The organism is Cupriavidus malaysiensis (assembly GCF_001854325.1).
Lineage (GTDB): Bacteria > Pseudomonadota > Gammaproteobacteria > Burkholderiales > Burkholderiaceae > Cupriavidus > Cupriavidus malaysiensis.
In genome coordinates, this window is the sequence record NZ_CP017754.1 from 493,747 (window position 1) to 512,417 (window position 18,671).

The 18,671-nt window shown below is 72.1% G+C and carries 17 protein-coding genes; 11 read left to right on the top strand and 6 right to left on the bottom strand.

Translation table 11 applies throughout. The features are described from left to right. The first annotated feature begins 86 nt into the window (after window positions 1-86). The 5 genes from BKK80_RS02015 to dbpA all read left to right on the top strand — a co-directional run bounded on the left by BKK80_RS02015 (window position 87) and on the right by dbpA (window position 6,505). A complete protein-coding gene (locus tag BKK80_RS02015; protein ID WP_071038495.1) occupies window positions 87-1,319 on the top strand; it encodes a diaminopropionate ammonia-lyase in 1,233 nt (410 codons plus the stop codon). Further along, a complete protein-coding gene (locus BKK80_RS02020) occupies window positions 1,316-2,605 on the top strand; it encodes a Zn-dependent hydrolase (RefSeq protein WP_156811105.1) in 1,290 nt (429 codons plus the stop codon). Before BKK80_RS02015 ends, BKK80_RS02020 begins: the two co-directional genes overlap by 4 nt. Window positions 2,606-2,679: 74 nt before the next feature. Further along, on the top strand, window positions 2,680-3,633 hold the full coding sequence (locus tag BKK80_RS02025; protein WP_071010644.1) for an N-carbamoyl-D-amino-acid hydrolase: 954 nt from the start codon (window positions 2,680-2,682) through the stop codon (window positions 3,631-3,633). A gap of 76 nt (window positions 3,634-3,709) precedes the next feature. After that, on the top strand, window positions 3,710-4,594 hold the full coding sequence (locus tag BKK80_RS02030) for a DUF72 domain-containing protein (protein WP_071068543.1): 885 nt from the start codon (window positions 3,710-3,712) through the stop codon (window positions 4,592-4,594). A gap of 498 nt (window positions 4,595-5,092) precedes the next feature. After that, a complete protein-coding gene (gene dbpA / locus BKK80_RS02035) occupies window positions 5,093-6,505 on the top strand; it encodes an ATP-dependent RNA helicase DbpA (RefSeq protein WP_071010646.1) in 1,413 nt (470 codons plus the stop codon). 32 nt (window positions 6,506-6,537) lie between these two features. Here dbpA and BKK80_RS38105 read toward each other — a convergent pair whose 3' ends face one another. After that, a complete protein-coding gene (locus tag BKK80_RS38105) occupies window positions 6,538-7,008 on the bottom strand; it encodes a CDGSH iron-sulfur domain-containing protein (protein WP_071068544.1) in 471 nt (156 codons plus the stop codon). Between the two features lie 199 nt (window positions 7,009-7,207). Then, window positions 7,208-8,401 (bottom strand): DUF2855 family protein, encoded by a 1,194-nt coding sequence (locus tag BKK80_RS02045; protein ID WP_236903714.1) that lies wholly within the window; start codon window positions 8,399-8,401, stop codon window positions 7,208-7,210. A 54-nt stretch (window positions 8,402-8,455) separates the two neighbouring features. On the opposite strand from BKK80_RS02045, the gene BKK80_RS02050 reads away from it, so the two are divergent. Together BKK80_RS02050 and BKK80_RS02055 are read left to right on the top strand one after the other, a co-directional pair. Continuing rightward, complete coding sequence (locus BKK80_RS02050) at window positions 8,456-9,193, top strand: TetR/AcrR family transcriptional regulator (RefSeq protein ID WP_083383904.1); 738 nt, start codon at window positions 8,456-8,458, stop codon at window positions 9,191-9,193. Window positions 9,194-9,453: 260 nt separating this feature from the next. Then, window positions 9,454-9,894: a CBS domain-containing protein gene (locus BKK80_RS02055; protein ID WP_071010648.1), complete on the top strand. Its 441-nt coding sequence runs from the start codon at window positions 9,454-9,456 to the stop codon at window positions 9,892-9,894. A 185-nt stretch (window positions 9,895-10,079) separates the two neighbouring features. On the opposite strand, the gene BKK80_RS02060 is transcribed toward BKK80_RS02055, so the two are convergent. Together BKK80_RS02060 and BKK80_RS02065 are read right to left on the bottom strand one after the other, a co-directional pair. Then, a complete protein-coding gene (locus BKK80_RS02060; protein WP_084084633.1) occupies window positions 10,080-11,165 on the bottom strand; it encodes an aromatic ring-hydroxylating oxygenase subunit alpha in 1,086 nt (361 codons plus the stop codon). Beyond that, on the bottom strand, window positions 11,162-12,331 hold the full coding sequence (locus BKK80_RS02065) for a BMP family ABC transporter substrate-binding protein (RefSeq protein ID WP_071068545.1): 1,170 nt from the start codon (window positions 12,329-12,331) through the stop codon (window positions 11,162-11,164). The genes BKK80_RS02060 and BKK80_RS02065 overlap by 4 nt, the downstream gene beginning before the upstream one ends. A gap of 376 nt (window positions 12,332-12,707) precedes the next feature. On the opposite strand from BKK80_RS02065, the gene BKK80_RS02070 reads away from it, so the two are divergent. From BKK80_RS02070 to BKK80_RS02080, 3 genes are all read left to right on the top strand, one after another. Continuing rightward, window positions 12,708-14,204 carry an MDR family MFS transporter gene (locus BKK80_RS02070; protein WP_071038492.1) on the top strand — a complete coding sequence of 499 codons (1,497 nt, stop codon included), beginning with the start codon at window positions 12,708-12,710 and terminating at the stop codon, window positions 14,202-14,204. A 110-nt stretch (window positions 14,205-14,314) separates the two neighbouring features. Then, entirely contained in the window at window positions 14,315-14,968 is a 654-nt protein-coding gene (locus tag BKK80_RS02075; RefSeq protein ID WP_083383906.1) for a glutathione peroxidase, read from the top strand. A gap of 143 nt (window positions 14,969-15,111) precedes the next feature. Further along, a complete protein-coding gene (locus BKK80_RS02080; protein ID WP_071010650.1) occupies window positions 15,112-15,900 on the top strand; it encodes an oxygen-binding di-iron domain-containing protein in 789 nt (262 codons plus the stop codon). A gap of 31 nt (window positions 15,901-15,931) precedes the next feature. On the opposite strand, the gene gstA is transcribed toward BKK80_RS02080, so the two are convergent. Then, entirely contained in the window at window positions 15,932-16,558 is a 627-nt protein-coding gene (gene gstA / locus BKK80_RS02085) for a glutathione transferase GstA (protein WP_071010651.1), read from the bottom strand. Between the two features lie 146 nt (window positions 16,559-16,704). Here gstA and BKK80_RS02090 point away from each other — a divergent pair, with 146 nt between their 5' ends. Beyond that, window positions 16,705-17,637: a LysR family transcriptional regulator gene (locus tag BKK80_RS02090; protein WP_071010652.1), complete on the top strand. Its 933-nt coding sequence runs from the start codon at window positions 16,705-16,707 to the stop codon at window positions 17,635-17,637. A 92-nt stretch (window positions 17,638-17,729) separates the two neighbouring features. On the opposite strand, the gene BKK80_RS02095 is transcribed toward BKK80_RS02090, so the two are convergent. Continuing rightward, entirely contained in the window at window positions 17,730-18,467 is a 738-nt protein-coding gene (locus BKK80_RS02095; protein WP_071010653.1) for an aspartate/glutamate racemase family protein, read from the bottom strand. Between the last annotated feature and the right edge of the window lie 204 nt (window positions 18,468-18,671).

Sequence of the window (18,671 nt, forward strand, 5' to 3'; positions counted from 1 at the left end):
TGTCTCTGCCCTAGCCGCAAGCGATACCGATGCCTTCCCTGACTTCCTCGCCGAATCTCTCGCCGAATCTCTCACCGACTTCCTCGCTGCCCCCGCTGCCGTCGCTGTCCCTGGACTGCTTCCCCAACCCGGCGCTGCGCCGCGACCTGCCCTACGGCGCCGCGCGCAGTGCCATCCTGGGCGAGGCGGCACTGGCCGCCGCGCGCGCCGAGATCACGCGCTGGCCCGGCTACCAGCCCACGCCGCTGGTGGCGCTGCCGGCCCTGGCCGCGCGCCTGGGCGTGGCCGCCATCCACTACAAGGACGAAGGCTCGCGCTTCGGTCTCGGCAGCTTCAAGGCGCTTGGCGGTGCCTATGCGGTGGCGCGCCTGCTGGCGCGCGAGGTGGGCCGCCGCGCCGGCCGCGAGATCGCGCCCGCCGATCTCGCCGAGCCCGCGCTGCGCGCGCTGTGCGCCGACCTCACCGTGACCTGCGCCACCGACGGCAACCACGGCCGCTCGGTGGCCTGGGGGGCGCGCATGTTCGGCTGCCGCTGCGTGATCTACATCCACGCCACCGTCAGCGACGGCCGGCGCGACGCCATCGCGGCCTACGGCGCCGAGGTGGTGCGCACCGCCGGCAACTACGACGAGGCCGTGCAGCAGGCCGACCGCGACGCGCGCGCCCAGGGCTGGCACGTGATCTCCGACACCTCCTACCCCGGCTACATGGACGTGCCGCGCGACGTCATGCAGGGCTACCAGCTGATGGTGGAGGAGGCCGCCCGCGCGCTGCCCGAGGCGCCCACCCATGTCTTCGTGCAGGCCGGCGTGGGCGGCTTCGCCGCCGCGGTGTGCGGCTACTTCTGGGAGCGCGCGGGCGGCGCGCGGCCGGTCTTCGTGGTGGTCGAGCCGGAGCGCGCCGACTGCCTGTACCAGAGCGCGCGCGCCGGCCGGCCGGTGGCCGTCGGCGGCGAGCTCGACACGCTGATGGCCGGGCTGGCCTGCGGCGAGGTCTCGCTGCTGGCCTGGGAAGTGCTGGCGCAGGGCGCCGACGCTTTCTGCCGCATCGGCGACGATGCCGCGGTGGCGGTGATGCGCCTGCTGGCGCGGCCGGGCGGCGCCGACACGCCCATCGTCGCCGGCGAGTCCGCCGTGGCCGGCCTGGCCGCCGCCATCGCCGCCATGCAGGACGAGCAGGCGCGGGCCGCGCTGGGCCTGGGGCCGCACAGCCGCCTGCTGTTCATCGGCAGCGAGGGCGATACCGACCCCGCATGCTATGCGGAACTGGTCGGGCAGAGCGGCGCGGCGGTCCGTGCCGCGGCGCGGGGGGCGGCATGATGGAGCGGCTTCCCGAGATCGACGGCGCGCGCCTGCTGCGCAGCCTCGACGAACTGGCGCAGGTCGGCGCCATCGAGGGCGGCGGCGTGTGCCGGCTGGCGCTCAGCGATGCCGACCGCGCCGGGCGCGATTGGACCGTGGCACGCATGCGCGCGCTGGACATGGCGGTCAGCATCGATGCCATCGGCAACATCACCGGGATTTATGCCGGTAGCGATAGCGGCACCGATAGCGGTACCAATGGCCGCACCGGCGCCACGCCGGCCCCCGTGATGACCGGCTCGCACATCGACACGGTGCGCACCGGCGGCCGCTACGACGGCAACTACGGCGTGCTGGCCGGCCTGGAGGTGGTGGCCGCGCTGCGCCAGGCGGGCGTGCGCACGCGCCGGCCGCTGGCGGTGACGGTCTTCACCAACGAGGAAGGCGCGCGCTTCCAGCCCGACATGATGGGCTCCCTGGTCTATGTCGGCGGCCTGCCGCTGGCCGAGGCGCTGGCCACGCGCGGCATCGACGGCGCCACCGTGGGCGAGGAGCTGGCGCGCATCGGCTACCAGGGAACGGCGGCGGTCGGCGCGCCGCGCGTGGACAGCTTCGTCGAGCTGCATATCGAACAGGGGCCGGTGCTGGAGCAGCAGGGCCTGCGCCTCGGCGTGGTGGAGGGCGTGCAGGGCATCTCCTGGAACGAGTACACCATCGAGGGGGTGTCCAACCACGCCGGCACCACGCCGATGGCGCTGCGCCGCGACGCCGGCCACGCCGCCGCGCGCGTGGCCACCTTCGTGCACGACCTGGCGCTGCGCTACGGCGGGCGGCAGATCGGCACGGTCGGCGCCATGCAGTTCGCGCCCAACCTGATCAATGTGATCCCGCACCGCGCCGTCTTCACCGTCGACCTGCGCAATACCGACAACGCCGCGCTGCGTGCCGCCGAGGAAGAGGTGCAGGCCTTCGTCGCGCAGTGCTGCGAGGAGGCCGGCCTGGCATGGTCGCGCCGCGCGCTGGCGCGCTTCGCCCCGGTGGCCTTCGACTGCGCGCTGGTGGACGAGGTGGCGCGGCACGCGCAGGCGCTCGGGCTGCCCGCCATGCGCCTGCCCAGCGGCGCCGGCCACGACGCGCAGATGCTGGCGCGCGCCTGCCCGGCGGCGATGATCTTCGTGCCCAGCGTGGGCGGCCTGAGCCACAACGTGCGCGAATTCACCCGCCCCGAGGACCTGGTCGACGGCGCCCGCGTGCTGATGCGCGTGCTGCTGGCGCGCGCCGACCGGCCGCTCGGCGCGCCTTGAGAGCGCCATCGCCATCGCCTTCACCAGCGCCCTCACCAGCGCAGATCCCTTTACCGCATCACCGGAGATTCCCTTTGACCCGAATCGTCAACCTGGCCCTGGGCCAGCTCGGTCCCATCGCCCGCGCCGACAGCCGCGCCCAGGTCGTCAAGCGCCTGTGCGCGCTGATGCGCGAGGCGCACGCCAGCGGCGCCCACCTGATCGTCTACCCCGAACTGGCGCTGACCACCTTCTTTCCCCGCTGGTACATCGAGGACGAAGCCGAGCTCGACAGCTTCTTCGAGCGCGAGATGCCGGGCCCCGACACCCTGCCGCTGTTCGAGCTGTCGCGCGAACTCGGCGTGGGCTTCTATCTCGGCTATGCCGAACTGGCCGAGGAGGGGGGGCGCAGGCAACGCTACAACACCTCGATCCTGGTCGACCGCGGCGGCCGCATCGTCGGCAGATACCGCAAGGTCCACCTGCCCGGCCATCGCGAGCACGAGCCGTGGCGCCGCTTCCAGCACCTGGAGAAGCGCTATTTCACCGCCGGCGACGGGTTCGGCGTCAACGAGGCCTTCGGCGGCAAGGTCGGCATGGCCCTGTGCAACGACCGCCGCTGGCCCGAGACCTACCGCGTGATGGGCCTGCAGGGCGTGGAGATGGTGCTGATCGGCTACAACACGCCCGTGCACAACGCCCCCGCACCCGCGCACGATGACCTCTCGCTGTTCCACAACCAGCTCTCGCTGCAGGCCGGCGCCTACCAGAACGGCACCTGGGTCGCGGGCGTGGCCAAGGCCGGGATGGAGGAGGGCGTGGACAGCATCGGCGGCAGCTGCGTGGTGGCGCCATCGGGCGAGGTGGTGGCGCGCTGCGTCACCAAGGACGACGAACTCGCCCTGGCGCGCTGCGACCTGGACTTCTGCGCGGTCTACAAGCGCACCACCTTCAACTTCGACCTGCACCGCCAGCCGCACGCCTACGGCATGATCGTGGCGCGCAAGGGCGAGACGCTGATGGCGGACGGCAGCGCGGTGGCGGGCTGAGGCGCTCGCGCGGCCAGCGGCACGCAGGGGCGCGCTTGCGGCTACACTGCCAGCCATCTCCCCGCAGGAGCAGGCGATGGCAGGCAAGGCAGGCAGCGGCAGGGCGGCGGCGGTCACGGCAAGTTCGAAGGAGGCGGCGGCGGCCGCGCGCATCCGCGTCGGCATCGGTGGCTGGGCCTATGCGCCCTGGCGCGACAACTTCTATCCGGCCGGGCTGGCGCAGGCGCGCGAGCTGGAATTCGCCAGCCGGCACCTGAGCGCCATCGAGATCAACAGCACCTACCACGGCACGCAGAAGCGCGCGTCCTTCCTCAAGTGGCGCGAGCAGACGCCGGATGGCTTCGTCTTCTCGGTCAAGGCCTCGCGCTTCGCCACCAACCGCCGCGTGCTCGCGCAAGCGGGCGATTCGGTGGCGCGCTTCCTCGACAGCGGCATCGCCGCGCTGGGCGACAAGCTGGGGCCGGTGGTGTGGCAGTTCGCGCCGGCCAAGCGCTTCGAGGCCGAGGACTTCGAGACCTTCCTGAACCTGCTGCCGGCGCAGGTGGAGGGTGTGCGCCTGCGGCACGTGCTGGAGGTACGGCACGAGAGCTTCGCCTCGCCGGACTACCTCGCGTTGGCACGCCGCTACCGGATGGCGACGGTATTCGCCGATTCGCCCAGGTTCCCCTCGCTGGCGGACCTCAGCGCGGATTTCGTCTACGCGCGGCTGATGGGCAGCAGCGAGAAGCTCAAGCACGGCTATGCACCCAAGGCCCTGGACGCCTGGCGCGAGCGCGCCATGGCGTGGTCCGCCGGCGACGAACCGGCCGACCTGCCGCGCGTCGGCGAGGCACCGGCGCCGCGCCGGCAGCGCGAGGTCTTCGTCTTCTTCATCAACGGCGCCAAGGAGCGCGCGCCGGCCGCGGCGCAGGCGCTGCTGGACCGGCTCGGCTGGCGTGGGCCGGGCTGGCCGCCGGCCTGAGGGGGCGGGGGTGAGGGCGGGCACCGGCGCGAAGTGAATGCCGTCGTGCCAGCGAAGGCCGGCCCTCTCCCCCAACCCCTCTCCCGCAGGCGGGCGAGGGGAGCGGACCGGCGCGGTGCGGACCACGTCGCGCTGGACGGAGCCGACGATGCACCAACTCCGAGCGCCAAGCACACGGTCTTGGCTCCCTCTCCCCGCATGGGGAGAGGGTGGGGGTGAGGGGTGGTTTAGCAAGGTGCCACATCCAACGAAGCCAACGGTGTGATCCAGCACGCGAGCGCAAAGACGAAGCCGACGGTGTGATCCCAGCCACTGCGGCACAGCCAGCGCCCGCCCTCACCCCCAACCCCTCTCCCGCAGGCGGGAGAGGGGAGCAAACCGTCGCGGCGCAAATCCCGTAGGCCGGCCGGAGCCGCCGAAACGCACCCAAGCCGGAGGCATCACAAGACCGGACGGCATATGTGACGCCCTGGCCCAGGCGCCGGGCTACAATCCGGCATGACCTCGAGCCAGACCCCCCAGCCGTCCGACGGCACCCCCTTCTCCCGCCTGCCCCTGCCGCCCGCCACGCTGGCGACGCTGGCGCAGCTCGGTTACCAGGACATGACGCCGATCCAGGCCGCCGCGCTGCCGCTGGCGCTGGCCGGCCACGACCTGATCGCGCAGGCCAAGACCGGCAGCGGCAAGACCGCCGCCTTCGCGCTGGCGCTGCTGCAACGGCTCGATGCGCGCAGCTTCGCCACCCAGGCGCTGGTGCTGTGCCCCACGCGCGAGCTGGCCGAGCAGGTGACGCAGGAGATCCGCCGGCTGGCGCGCGGTGCCGACAACGTCAAGGTGCTGACCTTGTGCGGCGGCACGCCGATGCGCCCGCAGGTGGAGAGCCTGGCCCACGGCGCGCATATCGCCGTCGGCACGCCGGGCCGCATCCTGGACCACCTGCAGCGCGGCACGCTGCAGCTCGACGCGCTCAACACGCTGGTGCTCGACGAAGCCGACCGCATGCTCGACATGGGCTTCTTCGACGATATCGCCATGGTCGCGAGCGCCTGCCCGAAGGCGCGCCAGACGCTGCTGTTCTCGGCCACCTATCCGGATGGCATCGCCAAGCTGAGCCGGCAGTTCCTGCGCGAGCCGCGCGAAGTGAAGCTGGTCGAGCAGCACGCCGGCGACACCATCCGCCAGCGCTTCTATGAAGTCGAGGAGGGCGAGCGCCTGGCCGCCGTGGGCCGCCTGCTCGACCATTTCCGTCCGGCCAGCACGCTGGCGTTCTGCAATACCAAGGCGCGCTGCCGCGACCTGGTCGAACTGCTGCGCGCGCAGGGCTTCCAGGCGCTGGCGCTGCATGGCGAGCTGGAGCAGCGCGAGCGCGACCAGGTGCTGGTGCAGTTCGCCAACCGCAGCTGCTCGGTGCTGGTGGCCACCGACGTGGCGGCGCGCGGGCTGGACATCGCGCAGCTCGAGGCGGTGATCAACGTCGACGTCACGCCCGATCCCGAGGTGCACGTCCACCGCATCGGCCGTACCGGGCGCGCCGGCGAGGACGGCTGGGCCTTCAGCCTGGCCAGCCTGGGCGAGATGGGCCGCGTCGGCTACATCGAGCAGGCGCAGGGCACCGAGGTGGTCTGGCATCCGCTGGCCGAGCTGACGCCGGCCAGCCCCGAGCGGCTGCTGCCGCCGATGGTCACGCTGCAGATCCTGGGCGGGCGCAAGGAGAAGATCCGCCCTGGCGACGTGCTGGGCGCGCTGACCGGCGACGCCGGCTTCAGCAAGGAGCAGATCGGCAAGATCAACGTGATGGAGATGTCGACCTACGTGGCGGTGGACCGCGCCATCGGACGCGAGGCGATGCGCCGGCTCAACGACGGCAAGCTGAAGGGGCGCAAGGTCAAGGTGCGCATGCTGACCGAGTAAGCCGTTCCGGCCGGCGCGCCGGCGCCGCACACTCAGGTGCGGAAACCGATGCGTTTGTGGGTGCCGTCGCAGAAGGGCTTGTTGCCCGAATGCCCGCAGCGGCACAGCCACGCTTCCTCCATGCGGTCGATCAGCCGGCCGCTTGCGCCCACCAGTTCCAGGTTGCCTTTCACGTGCAGCGGCCCGTTCGGGATCGGGTGGACCGCCAGCGGCCCGCCGCTGCTGGCCAGCACGGCGCAGGGGCCGGGCGGTATGTCTCCCGGTGCCTGGAAGCCGTTCTCGGCATGGCTGCCGTCGCACAGGGGTTTGCGATGCGAGCCGCCGCAGCGGCACAGGCTGACGCGCAGGCCGGCTGGCCGGCCGTCGATCAGCACCGGCGCTCGCACGGCCAGCGGGCCGTTTTCGCACAGACGGACGATATTGACGAGCGTGGCTTCGCTCGCGCCGGCGGCCGCTGGCGCGGCCGTGGAGGCGGGCTTGCCCGCGGCGGTTTCGCTGGCCATGGATGGCGTCTCCTGGTTGCCGCGCGGTGGTCTTTCCGTTATAGCGCCTGACCCCGGCCTTGGGGCAGGAGAATTTCGCCCGCGATCACTCGATCGCGACCGCACCACCACCGCACCACCACCGCACCACCACCGCACCACCACCGCACCTCGACCGCGCCACGGTCGTGACACGGTCGTGACATGCGGGGCGCGGCGGTCAGCCGCCGAGCCGCACCACATAGCCTTCGCGCGGCTCCGCGCGCCCTTCGGCCAGGCTGGCGATGCGCTCGCGCGCGGCCGCGAAGCCTTGCTCGCGCACCAGCGTGAGCCAGCCGTGGGCGGGTTCCCTGGCATGGTCGATGAATTGCTGCTGTGCCGCATGGAAACGCCGGTTGACCTCCTCCGGCCCCCAGTCCGCGTTGCGCTTGCGGATCTGCACGGGGGCGAAGAAGAACGCCGGTGCCGGTCCCGGCAAGGCAGCCTCGCGCAGAAAGCCGGTGTTCTGCGCCGAGCCGGCGAAGCAGTCGTAGACCAGCGCATCGCCGAGGTGGCGGTGCACGCGTTCGCGCAGGGCTTCGTCGCCGGAGAAGTCGACGTAGAGCGTGGGCGTGGCGGTATCGATCGATTCGAGCGCGGCATAGTCGCTCACCGCGCCGTAGCAGCCCAGGCCGGCGACGAAGCCGCGGTGGCGCGGCGAGGTCAGCGCGTGCAGCGCGAGGCCGGCCTGTCCGCGCAGGCAGAAGGCGGTGCCGTAGGCGGTCTTGCTGGAGGCGCTGGAGAACAGCAGCCGGGTGGCGCCGAAGAAGCCGTTGTCGGCGAGGAAGTCGGCCAGCATGAAGGAGGTGAGGAAGAGCGGGCGGTACAGCATCTGGTAGTCCTCCAGCTCGCGCCGGTAGGCGGCATCCTGGCTGACCCGGGTGTACTGGTTGTAGGCCGAGGTCAGCGTGCGGCGGTGCGCGCTGGCGTCGTAGAAGCCGCGCGGCGTGACCCGCTCGGGCTGCATGCGCACGTGGCTGGCGATGGGGAAGTAGCCGTAGAAGCGCTCTCCGGCCTCGATGCCCGGCACGCCCGAGGCGACCACGTCGGCGAAGCCCCAGACCGGCATCTGGCCCCAGCCGGCCTGGCCGGTGGGGAAGAACTGCCAGTACTGCATGGCCTCGCCGAAGGCGGCATAGGTGATGTTGTTGGTGGTCAGGGCGAAGCGGTCCAGCCTCAGCAGGACCTCGCCCGCGGCCGCGCCGGCGGGCTCTTGCGCGGCTTCCAGCCGGCTCTCGTTTAAGGCATCCTTGCGCGTGAGCAGCCGCGTCACCTCGAGCTGACCGTCCGTCTGCGCGTCCCTGTGCGCATCCCTGTGCGCATCCCTGTGCGCGGGCGCCTGCACCATCGTCTCCGTTGCCATGCCTGCCGTCATCTCTCTCTCCTGGTTGCCGCGCCCGGCCCCTGCGGCCGGTGCGCCCTGTCATCGATGACTCGACTGTATCGCCGCGCCGGCCGCGCCGGGTTCGGAAACGCCGCGGCCACGGACGGCGCGGCCGCACGCCCGGCCAGGCCGCTCAAGCGGCCGTCCCAGCAGCGCGCGCGCTTCACCGTGGCGGCCATCTACGAGGCCTTTGTTCGGATCTGGCAGGCGCGCGGCTGGGCCGGCGTGACCACGCGCGCGGTGGCGCTGGAGGCGGGGTGCTCGGTGGGCACCTTGTACGAATACTTCCCCAACAAGGAAGCCCTGCTGTCGGGTTTCGTGCGCCATGCCATCGAGCGGCTGCTGGCGCGCATCGAGGACGAGGCGGCGCACGCGCCGGCCGCGGACTGGCGCGAACGGGTGGGGCGCCTGGTGCGCTTGTGCTGCAGCGCGGAGGACGGCGCCTGGACCGCCTACGACCGCGACATGATGGCGCTCGAGGCGCGCATCGCCGAGCCCAAGCACCACCAGCGCTTCTTCGAGGAGCTGTGCGCGGCGTGGCTGCGGGTGCTGGCCGCCTGCCCGGACCTGCCGCGCCAGCCGGACGCGGCCGTGGTGGCCAGCCTGGCGCAGGCCGTCTGGGGCGCGCGCCGCTACCGCCTGCTGCTGGCGCCGGTGCCGCCGGCCAGCGACTGGGCGCTGCAGATGGAGCGCTTCTGTGTACTGGCGCTGGAGCAGGCCTGCGGCATTGGTGCCGGGCCACCCCCCGGGCCACACCCCGGGCCGCACCCCAGGCCGCAATGAAGCGGTGCCCGCGCGTGCCCGCCGGAGCGGCCGGCCGCGCGATGGAGGGGGCCTCCCGCCGGGCGCGGCATCGGGGGGAGCGGGCCACGCACCGTGGCGCGGTTACAAAGAATCGCCTGCGTCACCCTGCAAGGCGGCGCCAACCTTTGCTAATCTGGAGAAACGAGGCGGCGGCACATCGGGGGAGGGCCCCGTCCGCGCTCCGGCCAGGGCCGGGGTGGGCAGCACTACTCTCTGGGCGCGACAACAAGGAGTCGGGGATGAAAACCGCACGACAGGTTCTGGAAGCGAAGTCCAGCCAGGCGATCTTCAGCATCCAGCCGGGGGCCACGGTCTATTCGGCGCTGCAGCTCATGGCGGAGAAGGGTATCGGCGCACTGCTGGTGATGGAGTACGGCAAGATCGTCGGCATCCTCAGCGAGCGCGATTACGCGCGCAAGGTGATCCTGATGCAGCGCACCTCGCGCGATACGCTGGTGCGCGAGATCATGACCACGGCCGTGATCTACGTGCGCGGCGACCAGAGCACCGACGAGTGCATGGCGCTGATGACCGAGCACCGGCTGCGCCACCTGCCGGTGATGCAGGGCGAGGACCTGATCGGCATGCTGTCGATCGGTGACCTGGTCAAGGACATCATCTCCGAACAGCGCTTCATCATCGAGCAACTCGAGCACTACATCACGGGGACGCATAGCTGACGTCCCGGGCGCCGCACAGCGCTGCGCGCAAGCCGGCCGCCAGGGAGCGGCCGGCGGGTCCCGCCGGTTCCTTCCCGCCTGCCGCTCTTTCACACCTCCGTCTTCCGTCTTTCGTCTTTCGTGCTTCGCCCCGTCCCGCGTTTCGTCTTCTGCTGCGCCGCGCCGCCGCCTGCTCGTGGCCGGCTTCAGGGCAGCGTGCCGAAGCGCACCCCGTGCGCCGCCAGGTAGCGCCGGTAGGCGCTCGCCATGCGGTCGGCCGGCTGCGGCACTTCCACGCCGGTGGCCAGCGGCAGGCGGCGCGGCCGCTGCGATTCCACGATGGGCTGGTCCTGCAGGAAGATGGTGTCCTGGAAGGCGCGCAGGCTGGCGTCGTCGTCCTCGCTGACCAGCGACATGACGAACCACACGCGGCTGGCCTCCGGCTCGCGCGGGCAGATGAACAGCGCAATGGCGGCGCGGTGGTCGTCGCCGAGGTCGGGCACCTTGGTCAGCACGGCGGTATAGGGCGCCACCACGCGGTATTCGTACTCGACCATGGCGCCGCCCTCGGCGCTGGCATGCGAGCGCGGCTGCCAGGCGCGGCAGCCGATGGTGCGCAGCGCGTCGGGCGCGCGCGGGTCGCCGCTGGCCTCGACCTCGTAGGGCGGCACCTCGGTGTGCTCGGGATCGCCGAGGTAGCCGTCATGGACGTAGCCGAAGTGGGCCATGTCGAGGAAGTTCTCCACCAGGCGCGGGGCCGAGGTGGCGACATCGTAGGGTCCGGCGATGACCTGCCGGCAGCCCGCTGCGCCGGATTCGGGAAAGGGCGGCAGCGCGGGGGGCGGCGCTGCGCCGTCGCCGGCGCGGGCCAGGCGCACCCACAGCAGGCCGTAGGCCTCGCGCACCGCATGGGTGACGGCGCAGGCGCGCGGGGCGGGCACCAGTCCGGGATGGGCGGGATAGCGCGTGCAGCGCCCGCTGCTCTCGAAGCGCCAGCCATGGTAGCCGCAGCGCAGCAGGCCGTCCTGTACCCGGCCCAGCGTGAAGGCGGCGCCGCGGTGCGGGCAGCGGTCGTCCCAGGCATGCCAGCCATCGGCATTGCGCCACAGCACCAGGTCGCGCTCGAGCAGGCGCACGGGATAGGGGCCGTCGCCATCGGCGTGCTCCAGCGCGAGGACGGGGTGCCACTGATCGTGTTCCGGGCCGGTGGCGTCCTGGCCGGCCGCCACCGCGGCATGTTGCGGGGCGGCTTGGGGGTGGTCTTGCGGACGGTCTTGCGGGTGTGCGCTCATGACGGGATCCTGCCTTCGACGCCGGCCACGTAATAGTTCATCGCCAGCAAGGCCGCGTCGTCGGCGCTGGCGCCCGCGGCGAGCACGGTCTTGCCGGTGTTGTCCTGCAGCGGGCCGCGGAAGATGGCGGCATTGCCCTGCGCGACGATGGCCTGGCGATGGCTGGCCAGGCTGGCGCGGACCGCGGCCGGCAGCTTGTCGTCGAGCGAGACCAGGTCGTTCATCTCCTGCTTGATGCCCCACCAGGTGGTGGCGGGCTGCCAGCGGCCCGCCAGCAGGTCGCCCACGGTCTGCTTGTAATAGACGCCCCAGTTGAAGACCGCCGAGGCCAGGTGCGCCCTGGGCCCGAAGCGCGACATGTCGGAGTCCCAGCCGAAGGCGCGCAGGCCCTTTTCCTCGGCGTACTGCAGCACGGCCGGCGAATCGGTGTTCTGGATCAGCACATCGGCGTGCTGGGCGGCCAGCGCTTCCGCCGCCTCGCGCTCCCTGCCGGGGTCGAACCACTTGTTGACCCAGACCACCTTGACCACCGCCTTCGGGTTGACGGCGCGCGCGCCCAGCGTGAAGGCATTGATATTGCGGATCACTTCCGGGATGGGCACCGCGCCGACGAAGCCCAGCACGTTGCTGCGCGTCATCTGGCCGGCGATGACCCCGGCCAGGAAGGCCGGCTCGTGCATGCGGCCGGCGTAGACGCCCAGATTGGACGCGGTCTTGTAGCCGGTGGCGTGCTCGAAGCGCACCTCGGGGAATTGCCTGGCGATCTTCAGCATCGGTTCCATGTAGCCGAAGCTGGTGCCGAAGATCAGTTGCTTGCCCTGGCTGGCGAGATCGAGGAAGACGCGCTCGGCCTCGGCACCGCTTTCGGGCACGTTTTCCACGTAAGTGGTGCGGATACGGTCGCCGAAGGCCTCGATCAGGGCCTGGCGTCCGCGCTCGTGGGCATAGGTCCAGCCGGCATCGCCGACCGGGCCGAGGTAGACGAAGCCGATCTCCAGCGGCTTGCCGGTGACGGCGGCCGCGGCAGCAGGCGCGGACGCGGCCTCGGCGGCGGAGGCGGAGGCGGGCGCCGCGGCGGGCACGTCTTCCTTGCGGCCGCAGGCGGCGAGGGGGGCGGCGGCCAGCGCGGCGGACCATTGCAGCAGGCGGCGGCGGGTGAGCGTCATGGGGTCTCCTGTGAGGGCCGGGAAGCCGGCGCGTCGGTTACGCCACAGGGCGAGCAAGCGCTGTGCCAGCGCGGCCGCGCGCTCCCGCCTGGCGATGGCACGGCCCAGCCCATGCCGTGGCACCATCCATCCGCCCGGATTGGTACCAACGCGATAGCCGCTGCACGCATATAATTATGCGTTCACTGAATAAGCAGGCGGCCAGCGCCACCGTATCCGCACCCGGATGCGCCGGCGGGCGGGAGATCCCGCGTCTCGCCATGCCTTCGCAGCCGTTGGCTGCATCTTGACGGCAGTTCCCCCGATGTCAACGTCTTCCTCCCCCTCCGCCCCAGCCGCGGAGTCCGCCGCGCCCGTGCACGACCACCAGGCCGTGATGCGCGTGATCGGCGGCATCGTGCTGTGCATCCTGCTGGCCGCCCTCGACCAGACCGTGGTGATCCCGGCGGTGCCGGCGATCGCCGCCGACCTCAACGGTTTCGGCCACCTGTCGTGGATCGTGACCGCCTACCTGATCGTGTCGACGGTGACCACGCCGCTGTACGGCAAGCTGTCCGACCATTTCGGCCGGCGCCGCCTGCTGCTGGCGGCGATCGCCCTGTTCATGCTGGCCTCGGTGGCCTGCGCCATGGCGCAGTCGCTGGGACAGCTGATCCTGTTCCGCGCGCTGCAGGGCGTGGGCGGCGGCGGCCTGATGTCGCTGGCGCAGGCGGCCATCGCCGACGTGGTGGCGCCGCGCCAGCGCGGCCGCTACCAGGGCTACCTGGCCACGGTGTGGGCGGTGGCGTCGATCGCCGGGCCGCTGGTGGGCGGCTGGGTGTCGGACCATATGTCCTGGCGCTGGCTGTTCTGGATCAACGTGCCGCTCGGCCTGCTGGCCATGCTGATGTGCCACCGGGGCCTGGCGCGGCTGGCGCTGCCGCGCGCCGGCGGCCGGCTGCGCGTCGACTGGCTGGGTGCCATGCTGCTGACGGTGGCCATCGTCACCTTCCTGCTCGCCATGAGCTGGGGCGGCGACCTGTTCGACTGGCTGTCGCCGGAAATGGGCGGGCTCGCCCTGGCCACGCTGGCGGCGCTGGCGGCCCTGGCCTGGCAGGAGCGCCGCGCCGCCGATCCGATGCTGCCGCCGCGGCTGTTCGCCAACCGTGCCTACGTGCTGGGCGCGGCGGCTTCGGCGCTGGCCGCCCTCGACATCTTCCTGTGCATCTTCGCCCTGCCGCTGCAGTTCCAGCTGGTGCGCGGCGCCGACGCCTCGCTGTCCGGCCTGCTGGTGGTGCCCTTCCTGCTGGCGACGGTGGCCGGCAATTTCATCGTGGCCTGGCTGGCGCCGCGCCTGGGCCGCCTGCGCGGCCTGCTGGTGGCGGGCCTGGCCGCCGCCGTGGTGGGCCTGGCCGTGCTGGCCGTGGTGCCGGCGACGATCCCGCTGCCGGTGGTGCTGCTGGCCATGGTGGTGGCCGGTGTCGGCCTCGGCGTGGCCATGGTGGGCACGCTGATGAATGTGCAGAACGCGCTGGAGCGCCGCGACATGGGTGCCGGCACCGGCGCCCTGCTGGTGCTGCGCTCGCTCGGCAGCGCCTTCGGCGGCGCGCTGGCCGGCACGCTGCTGACGCTGGAGTTCCGCCGGGCCCAGGCCGCGGCCGGACTGCCGGCCGAACTGGACCTGGGCGCGCTGCGCCACGGCAGCGAGGCGCTGGCGCAGCTTGCGCCGGCCGTGCGCGACGCGCTCGGCGCGGGAGTGGCCTCCGGATTCCACCTGATCTTCGCCGCCGGCGCCGCCGCCGCGCTGCTGGCCCTGCTGATCGCGCGCCGCGGTCCCGACGTGGAACTGCGCAGCAGCGTGACCGAGCACGCCGCCACCCTGGCGATGGAGTGAGGCGGGCGGCGCGCGGCGCCGTCGCGGCTGCCTGGCGCGCCTTGCCTCCTGCGCGGCCGCGCACCGGCCGGCATACACTACAGGGCAAACCGACTTCCGGAGCCCCCGCCATGCACGCGTTCCCCCTTGCCCTGCCGCGCGCGCGCCGCGCCGCGCCCGCCGCCAGCCTGCCGGTCCTGCTCGGCGCCACCCTGCTGGCCCTGGCCGCCGCCGCGCTGCCGCGTGCGGCCGCGGCGGCGGACCAGCCCGCGGCCGCACCTGCCGGCGCCCGTCCGGGCGCCTGTCCCGCCGCCCTGAACTTCCGCTTCCCGCGCCTGCAGGACGAGGCGCCGCAGGATCTCTGCCAGTACGCCGGCAAGGTGGTGCTGGTGGTCAACACGGCCAGCTATTGCGGATTCACGCCGCAGTACGAAGGCCTGGAAGCCCTGTACAGCAAATACCGCGAGCGCGGCCTGGTGGTGCTCGGCTTCCCCTCCAACGATTTCTCGCAGGAGCCGGGCTCGGCCAAGGAGATCGCCGAGTTCTGCTACAACACCTACGGCGTCAAGTTCCCGATGCTGGGCAAGAGCCATGTGCGCGGCAGCGAGGTCAATCCGATGTATGCGCTGCTGGCCAAGGAGACCGGCACCGCGCCGAAGTGGAACTTCTACAAATACCTGATCGACCGCAACGGACGGGTGGTGGCCAGCTTCAACAGCCTGACCAAGCCCGACGAGGCGCCCTTCGTCGCCCGCATCGAGCAGTTGCTGGACGCATCGCGATAGCGCGCGCGGCCGCCGCGCGCGCCGCTTGACCTGCGTCAAGCCGGCGCCGCGCCCGCCGCATTAGCCTCGACGCTTTGCGCGCCACCGGCCGCCCCCGTCGGCGCCGTTCCCCGGGGAGGCGGCGCGGGCGAGGAAGCGAGACGATGGCAATCACGCTCTACGAGGCGGACGGGCACAGCTGCCTGATGTTCGCCGACCTGGTCGAGGAGGAGCACGGCGAGGTCGTGCAGACCAACCAGTTCCTGGTGGTGGACCATGGCCACGGCGCCCTGATCGACCCTGGCGGCCACATGACCTACGGCGAGCTCTATCTCGCCATCAGCCGCTACTTCCCGCCCAAGCAGCTGGACTACGTGCTGGCCTCGCACGCCGACCCCGACATCGTCGCCTCGGTCGGGCGCTGGCTGACCGCGTCCGACAGCAAGGTGCTGATCTCGCGCGTGTGGGCCCGTTTCCTGCCGCATTTCTGCCAGGCCGGCAAGACCGCCGGGCGCATCGTCACGCTGCCCGACCCGGGCGCCGCCATCCCGCTCGGGCATTGCCACCTGCTGGCGGTGCCGGCCCACTTCCTGCATTCGGAAGGCAACTTCCAGTTCTACGACCCGGTCAGCAAGATCCTGTTCTCGGGCGACCTGGGCGCGGCCATGACCAGCGCGGCCGAGGCCGGCACCGTGGTGACCGACTTCGATGCCCACGTCGCCGCCATGCTGCCCTTCCACCAGCGCTACATGAGCGGCAACCGCGCCTGCCGGCTGTGGGCCGGGATGGCGCGCGGCCTGGACATCGAATGGATCGTGCCGCAGCACGGCCCGCCGCTGCGCGGCAAGGCGATGGTGGCGCGCTTCATCGACTGGGTGGGCTCGCTGGCCTGCGGGCTGGACCTGCTGACCCAGGAGCACTACCGGGTGCCGCGCGTGCCCGGCGCCCACTGAGGCCAGGGCCGGCGCCGGCACGCGCTCCGCTTCAGTCCTTGGCCAGGCCCTCGGCCACCAGCGCCTCGCGTACCTTGGGGCGGGCCGCCACGCGCGCCAGGTAGGCCTGCAGCGAGGGATAGGCGCCCAGCGGGAGGCCGAGCATATTGGCCCAGTTGACCACGGTGAAGCAGTAGGCGTCGGCCACCGTGAAGGTATCGCCCATCAGGTATTCGCGCCGCGCCAGGTGCGCGTCGAGCTCGGCGAAGCGCAGCGCCAGCTTGGCCTTGCAGTCCTCGCGCGTGCTGGCGGCGGTTTCCTTGTGCCACAGCCAGGGGCTGAACACCTTGTGCAGCTCGGTGGCCACCAGCGCCAGCCAGCCGACCGCCTCCATGCGCTCGGGCGTGCCGGGCGCCGGCAGCAGGGCGCGCTCGGGCACGCGGTCCGCCACGTATTCGAGCAGGGCCACGCCCTCGGTGTGGCGCGAGCCGTTGTCGAGCTGCAGCAGCGGCACGTAGCCGCGCGGGCTGATGGCATAGAAATCGTCGCTGCCGTTCTCGGGCTCTGCCAGCTTGTGCGTGGCGAGGTCGACGCGGGCCAGCGTGAAGGGCAGGCCGGCCTCGCGCAGGGCGATGTGAGTGGCGAGCGAGCAGGCGCCGGGCGTGTAGTAGAGCTTCATGTCGGGTTCCGGTTGGCGTTGATTGGCGGAGCGGTGGCGCGCGTGCACGGCAGGGGCGGCGCCTGTTCCGGTGGCCGGGCTTGTGGCGGCAACCGGAGCAGTCTAGGATTGCGGGCCCGCAATCGCAATGCGCATCGCCGCAAATCATGGCTGCAAACTCGCAATACCAGCTGACGCCGGCCGACCTCGACGCAGTGCTCGCGCTGGTGCGCGGCGGCACGCTGGCCGAGGCCGGGCGCCGCCTCGGGGTCGACGCCTCGACCGTGTTCCGCGTGCTGCAACGGGTGGAGAAGGGGCTGGGCCGGCGCCTGTTCGAGCGCAGCCGCGCGGGCTACCTGGCCACCGAACTGGCGCAGCAGTTCGCCCAGCATGCCGAGCGCATCGAGGCCGAGCTGGAGGCCGCGCGCGGCCATGCCGCGGGCAGCGCCGGCACCTTGAGCGGCCTGGTGCGCATCTCCACCACCGACACCGTGCTGCATGCGCTGCTGCTGCCTGCGCTGAGCGATTTCGGCCGCGCCCATCCCGGCCTGCGCTTCGAGCTGGCGGCCACCAACGAACTGGCCAGCCTGAGCCGGCGCGATGCCGACATCGCCGTGCGCGCCACGCGCCAGCCGCCGCCGCACCTGATCGGCCGCCGCCTCGGCCCGCTGCGCGTGGCCGTGTTCGCCGCGCGCGGGCTGGCCGAGCAGGTCGCGCCGCTGCCGGCGCAGCAGGACGGCGCGGCGGCGGCGCCCGGCTGGGACGCTGCCGCACTGTCGGCGCTGCCGTGGATCGGGCCCGACGAGGCGCTGCCCGAGCATCCCTCGGTGCGCTGGCGCCGCAAGCACCTGCCGCGCGTGGTGCCGCAGTACGGTGTCAACAGCATCGGCAGCCTGGCCGAAGCGGTGGCGGCCGGCCTGGGCGCGGGCGTGATCTCGCTGGCCATCGCCGCGCGCAGCCCGCACCTGGTGGCGCTGACGCCGGCGCTGGAGCCCTGCGAGACCGACCTGTGGCTGCTGACCCATCCCGAGTCGCGCCACCTGCGCCGCATCGCCGCGGTGGTGACGCATCTGGCCGCGCGCATTGCCGTGCCCGAATAGGGAGGGCGGATCGTCACGCCGGGTAGCGCAGGACAGGCCCGTGCCGCCGTGGCCAGCGGCACGATCGGTCGATCCCGCAGTCCCTCAGTCCCTCAGTCCAGCAGGCGCGCCAGCGCCGGCGGCAGGCCCACGTTCGGCTTGCGCGGCGGCCGCGCGAAACTGCCCTCGCGCGCACCGCGCGGCGCCAGCGCGACCAGCGATTCGCAATGCCGCACCGCGCTCGACACGCCGTCCACCACCGGCACCGGGATGCGCTCCTTCAGCTCGCGCGCCAGACCCGCCAGCGGTGCGCCGGCGACGATGATCACATCGGCGCCATCCTCGCGCACCGCCTGCAGGCTCAACTGTTCCAGCCGTGCGGCGTGGTCCTGCTGCACGCTGCCGATGTCGCGCAGCGGCTCCTGCAGCGAACGCACACTCGCCAGGCGCGACGTCAGGCCGTTGGCCGCCACGCATTCGCGGTACCAGGCTTCGATGCGGTGCGAGATGGCGATGATGGAGAAGCGCTGGCCGAGCAGGCAGGCGCTGGCCAGCGCCGCTTCGGTCATGCCGACCACCGGCACGTCGAACAGCTCCTTGAGCCCGGCCAGGCCGGGATCGCCGAAGGCCGCCACCACCAGGCCGTCGAAGCGGCCCGCATGCTCGGCGGCGGCGCAGGCGGTGGCGTAGCCGCCGACCAGGGCTTCGAAGCGGGTTTCGATGTAGGCGACGCCGAAGGGGGCGGTGGCCATCGTGATCCGGGTGCCTTGGGAGAGGCTGCGCCTGGCTTCGGCTTCGATCAGGTCGGTGACGGATTGGGAGGTGTTGGGGTTGATGATGAGGAGTTGCATGATGGGGGCTCCTTGTTTTGTTTGGGGGCTTGGTTTGCTGGTGTTCTTGGGCTTGGTTTCGGGTGGTGTCGGTTTGCGATTCAACGGCCTGTTTCGGCTCTCGTGACTTGACGCTTGTCGTGTGGGTTCGGGCGGTGTTGGTTTGCGAGACAACGGCCTGTTTCGACTCCCCTGCGGGGAGCCGACCTACTTTCTTTGTCTCGC

Coding starts and splice junctions, on each gene's coding strand:
- BKK80_RS02020 (WP_156811105.1), top strand. CDS start 1,316: ATGATGGAGCGGCTTCCCGAGATCGACGGCGCGCGCCTGCTGCGCAGC.
- BKK80_RS02050 (WP_083383904.1), top strand. CDS start 8,456: ATGACTCGACTGTATCGCCGCGCCGGCCGCGCCGGGTTCGGAAACGCC.
- BKK80_RS02090 (WP_071010652.1), top strand. CDS start 16,705: ATGGCTGCAAACTCGCAATACCAGCTGACGCCGGCCGACCTCGACGCA.
- BKK80_RS02080 (WP_071010650.1), top strand. CDS start 15,112: ATGGCAATCACGCTCTACGAGGCGGACGGGCACAGCTGCCTGATGTTC.
- BKK80_RS02075 (WP_083383906.1), top strand. CDS start 14,315: ATGCACGCGTTCCCCCTTGCCCTGCCGCGCGCGCGCCGCGCCGCGCCC.
- BKK80_RS02030 (WP_071068543.1), top strand. CDS start 3,710: ATGGCAGGCAAGGCAGGCAGCGGCAGGGCGGCGGCGGTCACGGCAAGT.
- BKK80_RS02045 (WP_236903714.1), bottom strand. CDS start 8,401: ATGACGGCAGGCATGGCAACGGAGACGATGGTGCAGGCGCCCGCGCAC.
- BKK80_RS02095 (WP_071010653.1), bottom strand. CDS start 18,467: ATGCAACTCCTCATCATCAACCCCAACACCTCCCAATCCGTCACCGAC.
- BKK80_RS02055 (WP_071010648.1), top strand. CDS start 9,454: ATGAAAACCGCACGACAGGTTCTGGAAGCGAAGTCCAGCCAGGCGATC.
- BKK80_RS02070 (WP_071038492.1), top strand. CDS start 12,708: ATGCGCGTGATCGGCGGCATCGTGCTGTGCATCCTGCTGGCCGCCCTC.
- BKK80_RS02060 (WP_084084633.1), bottom strand. CDS start 11,165: ATGAGCGCACACCCGCAAGACCGTCCGCAAGACCACCCCCAAGCCGCC.
- gstA (WP_071010651.1), bottom strand. CDS start 16,558: ATGAAGCTCTACTACACGCCCGGCGCCTGCTCGCTCGCCACTCACATC.
- dbpA (WP_071010646.1), top strand. CDS start 5,093: ATGACCTCGAGCCAGACCCCCCAGCCGTCCGACGGCACCCCCTTCTCC.
- BKK80_RS38105 (WP_071068544.1), bottom strand. CDS start 7,008: ATGGCCAGCGAAACCGCCGCGGGCAAGCCCGCCTCCACGGCCGCGCCA.
- BKK80_RS02065 (WP_071068545.1), bottom strand. CDS start 12,331: ATGACGCTCACCCGCCGCCGCCTGCTGCAATGGTCCGCCGCGCTGGCC.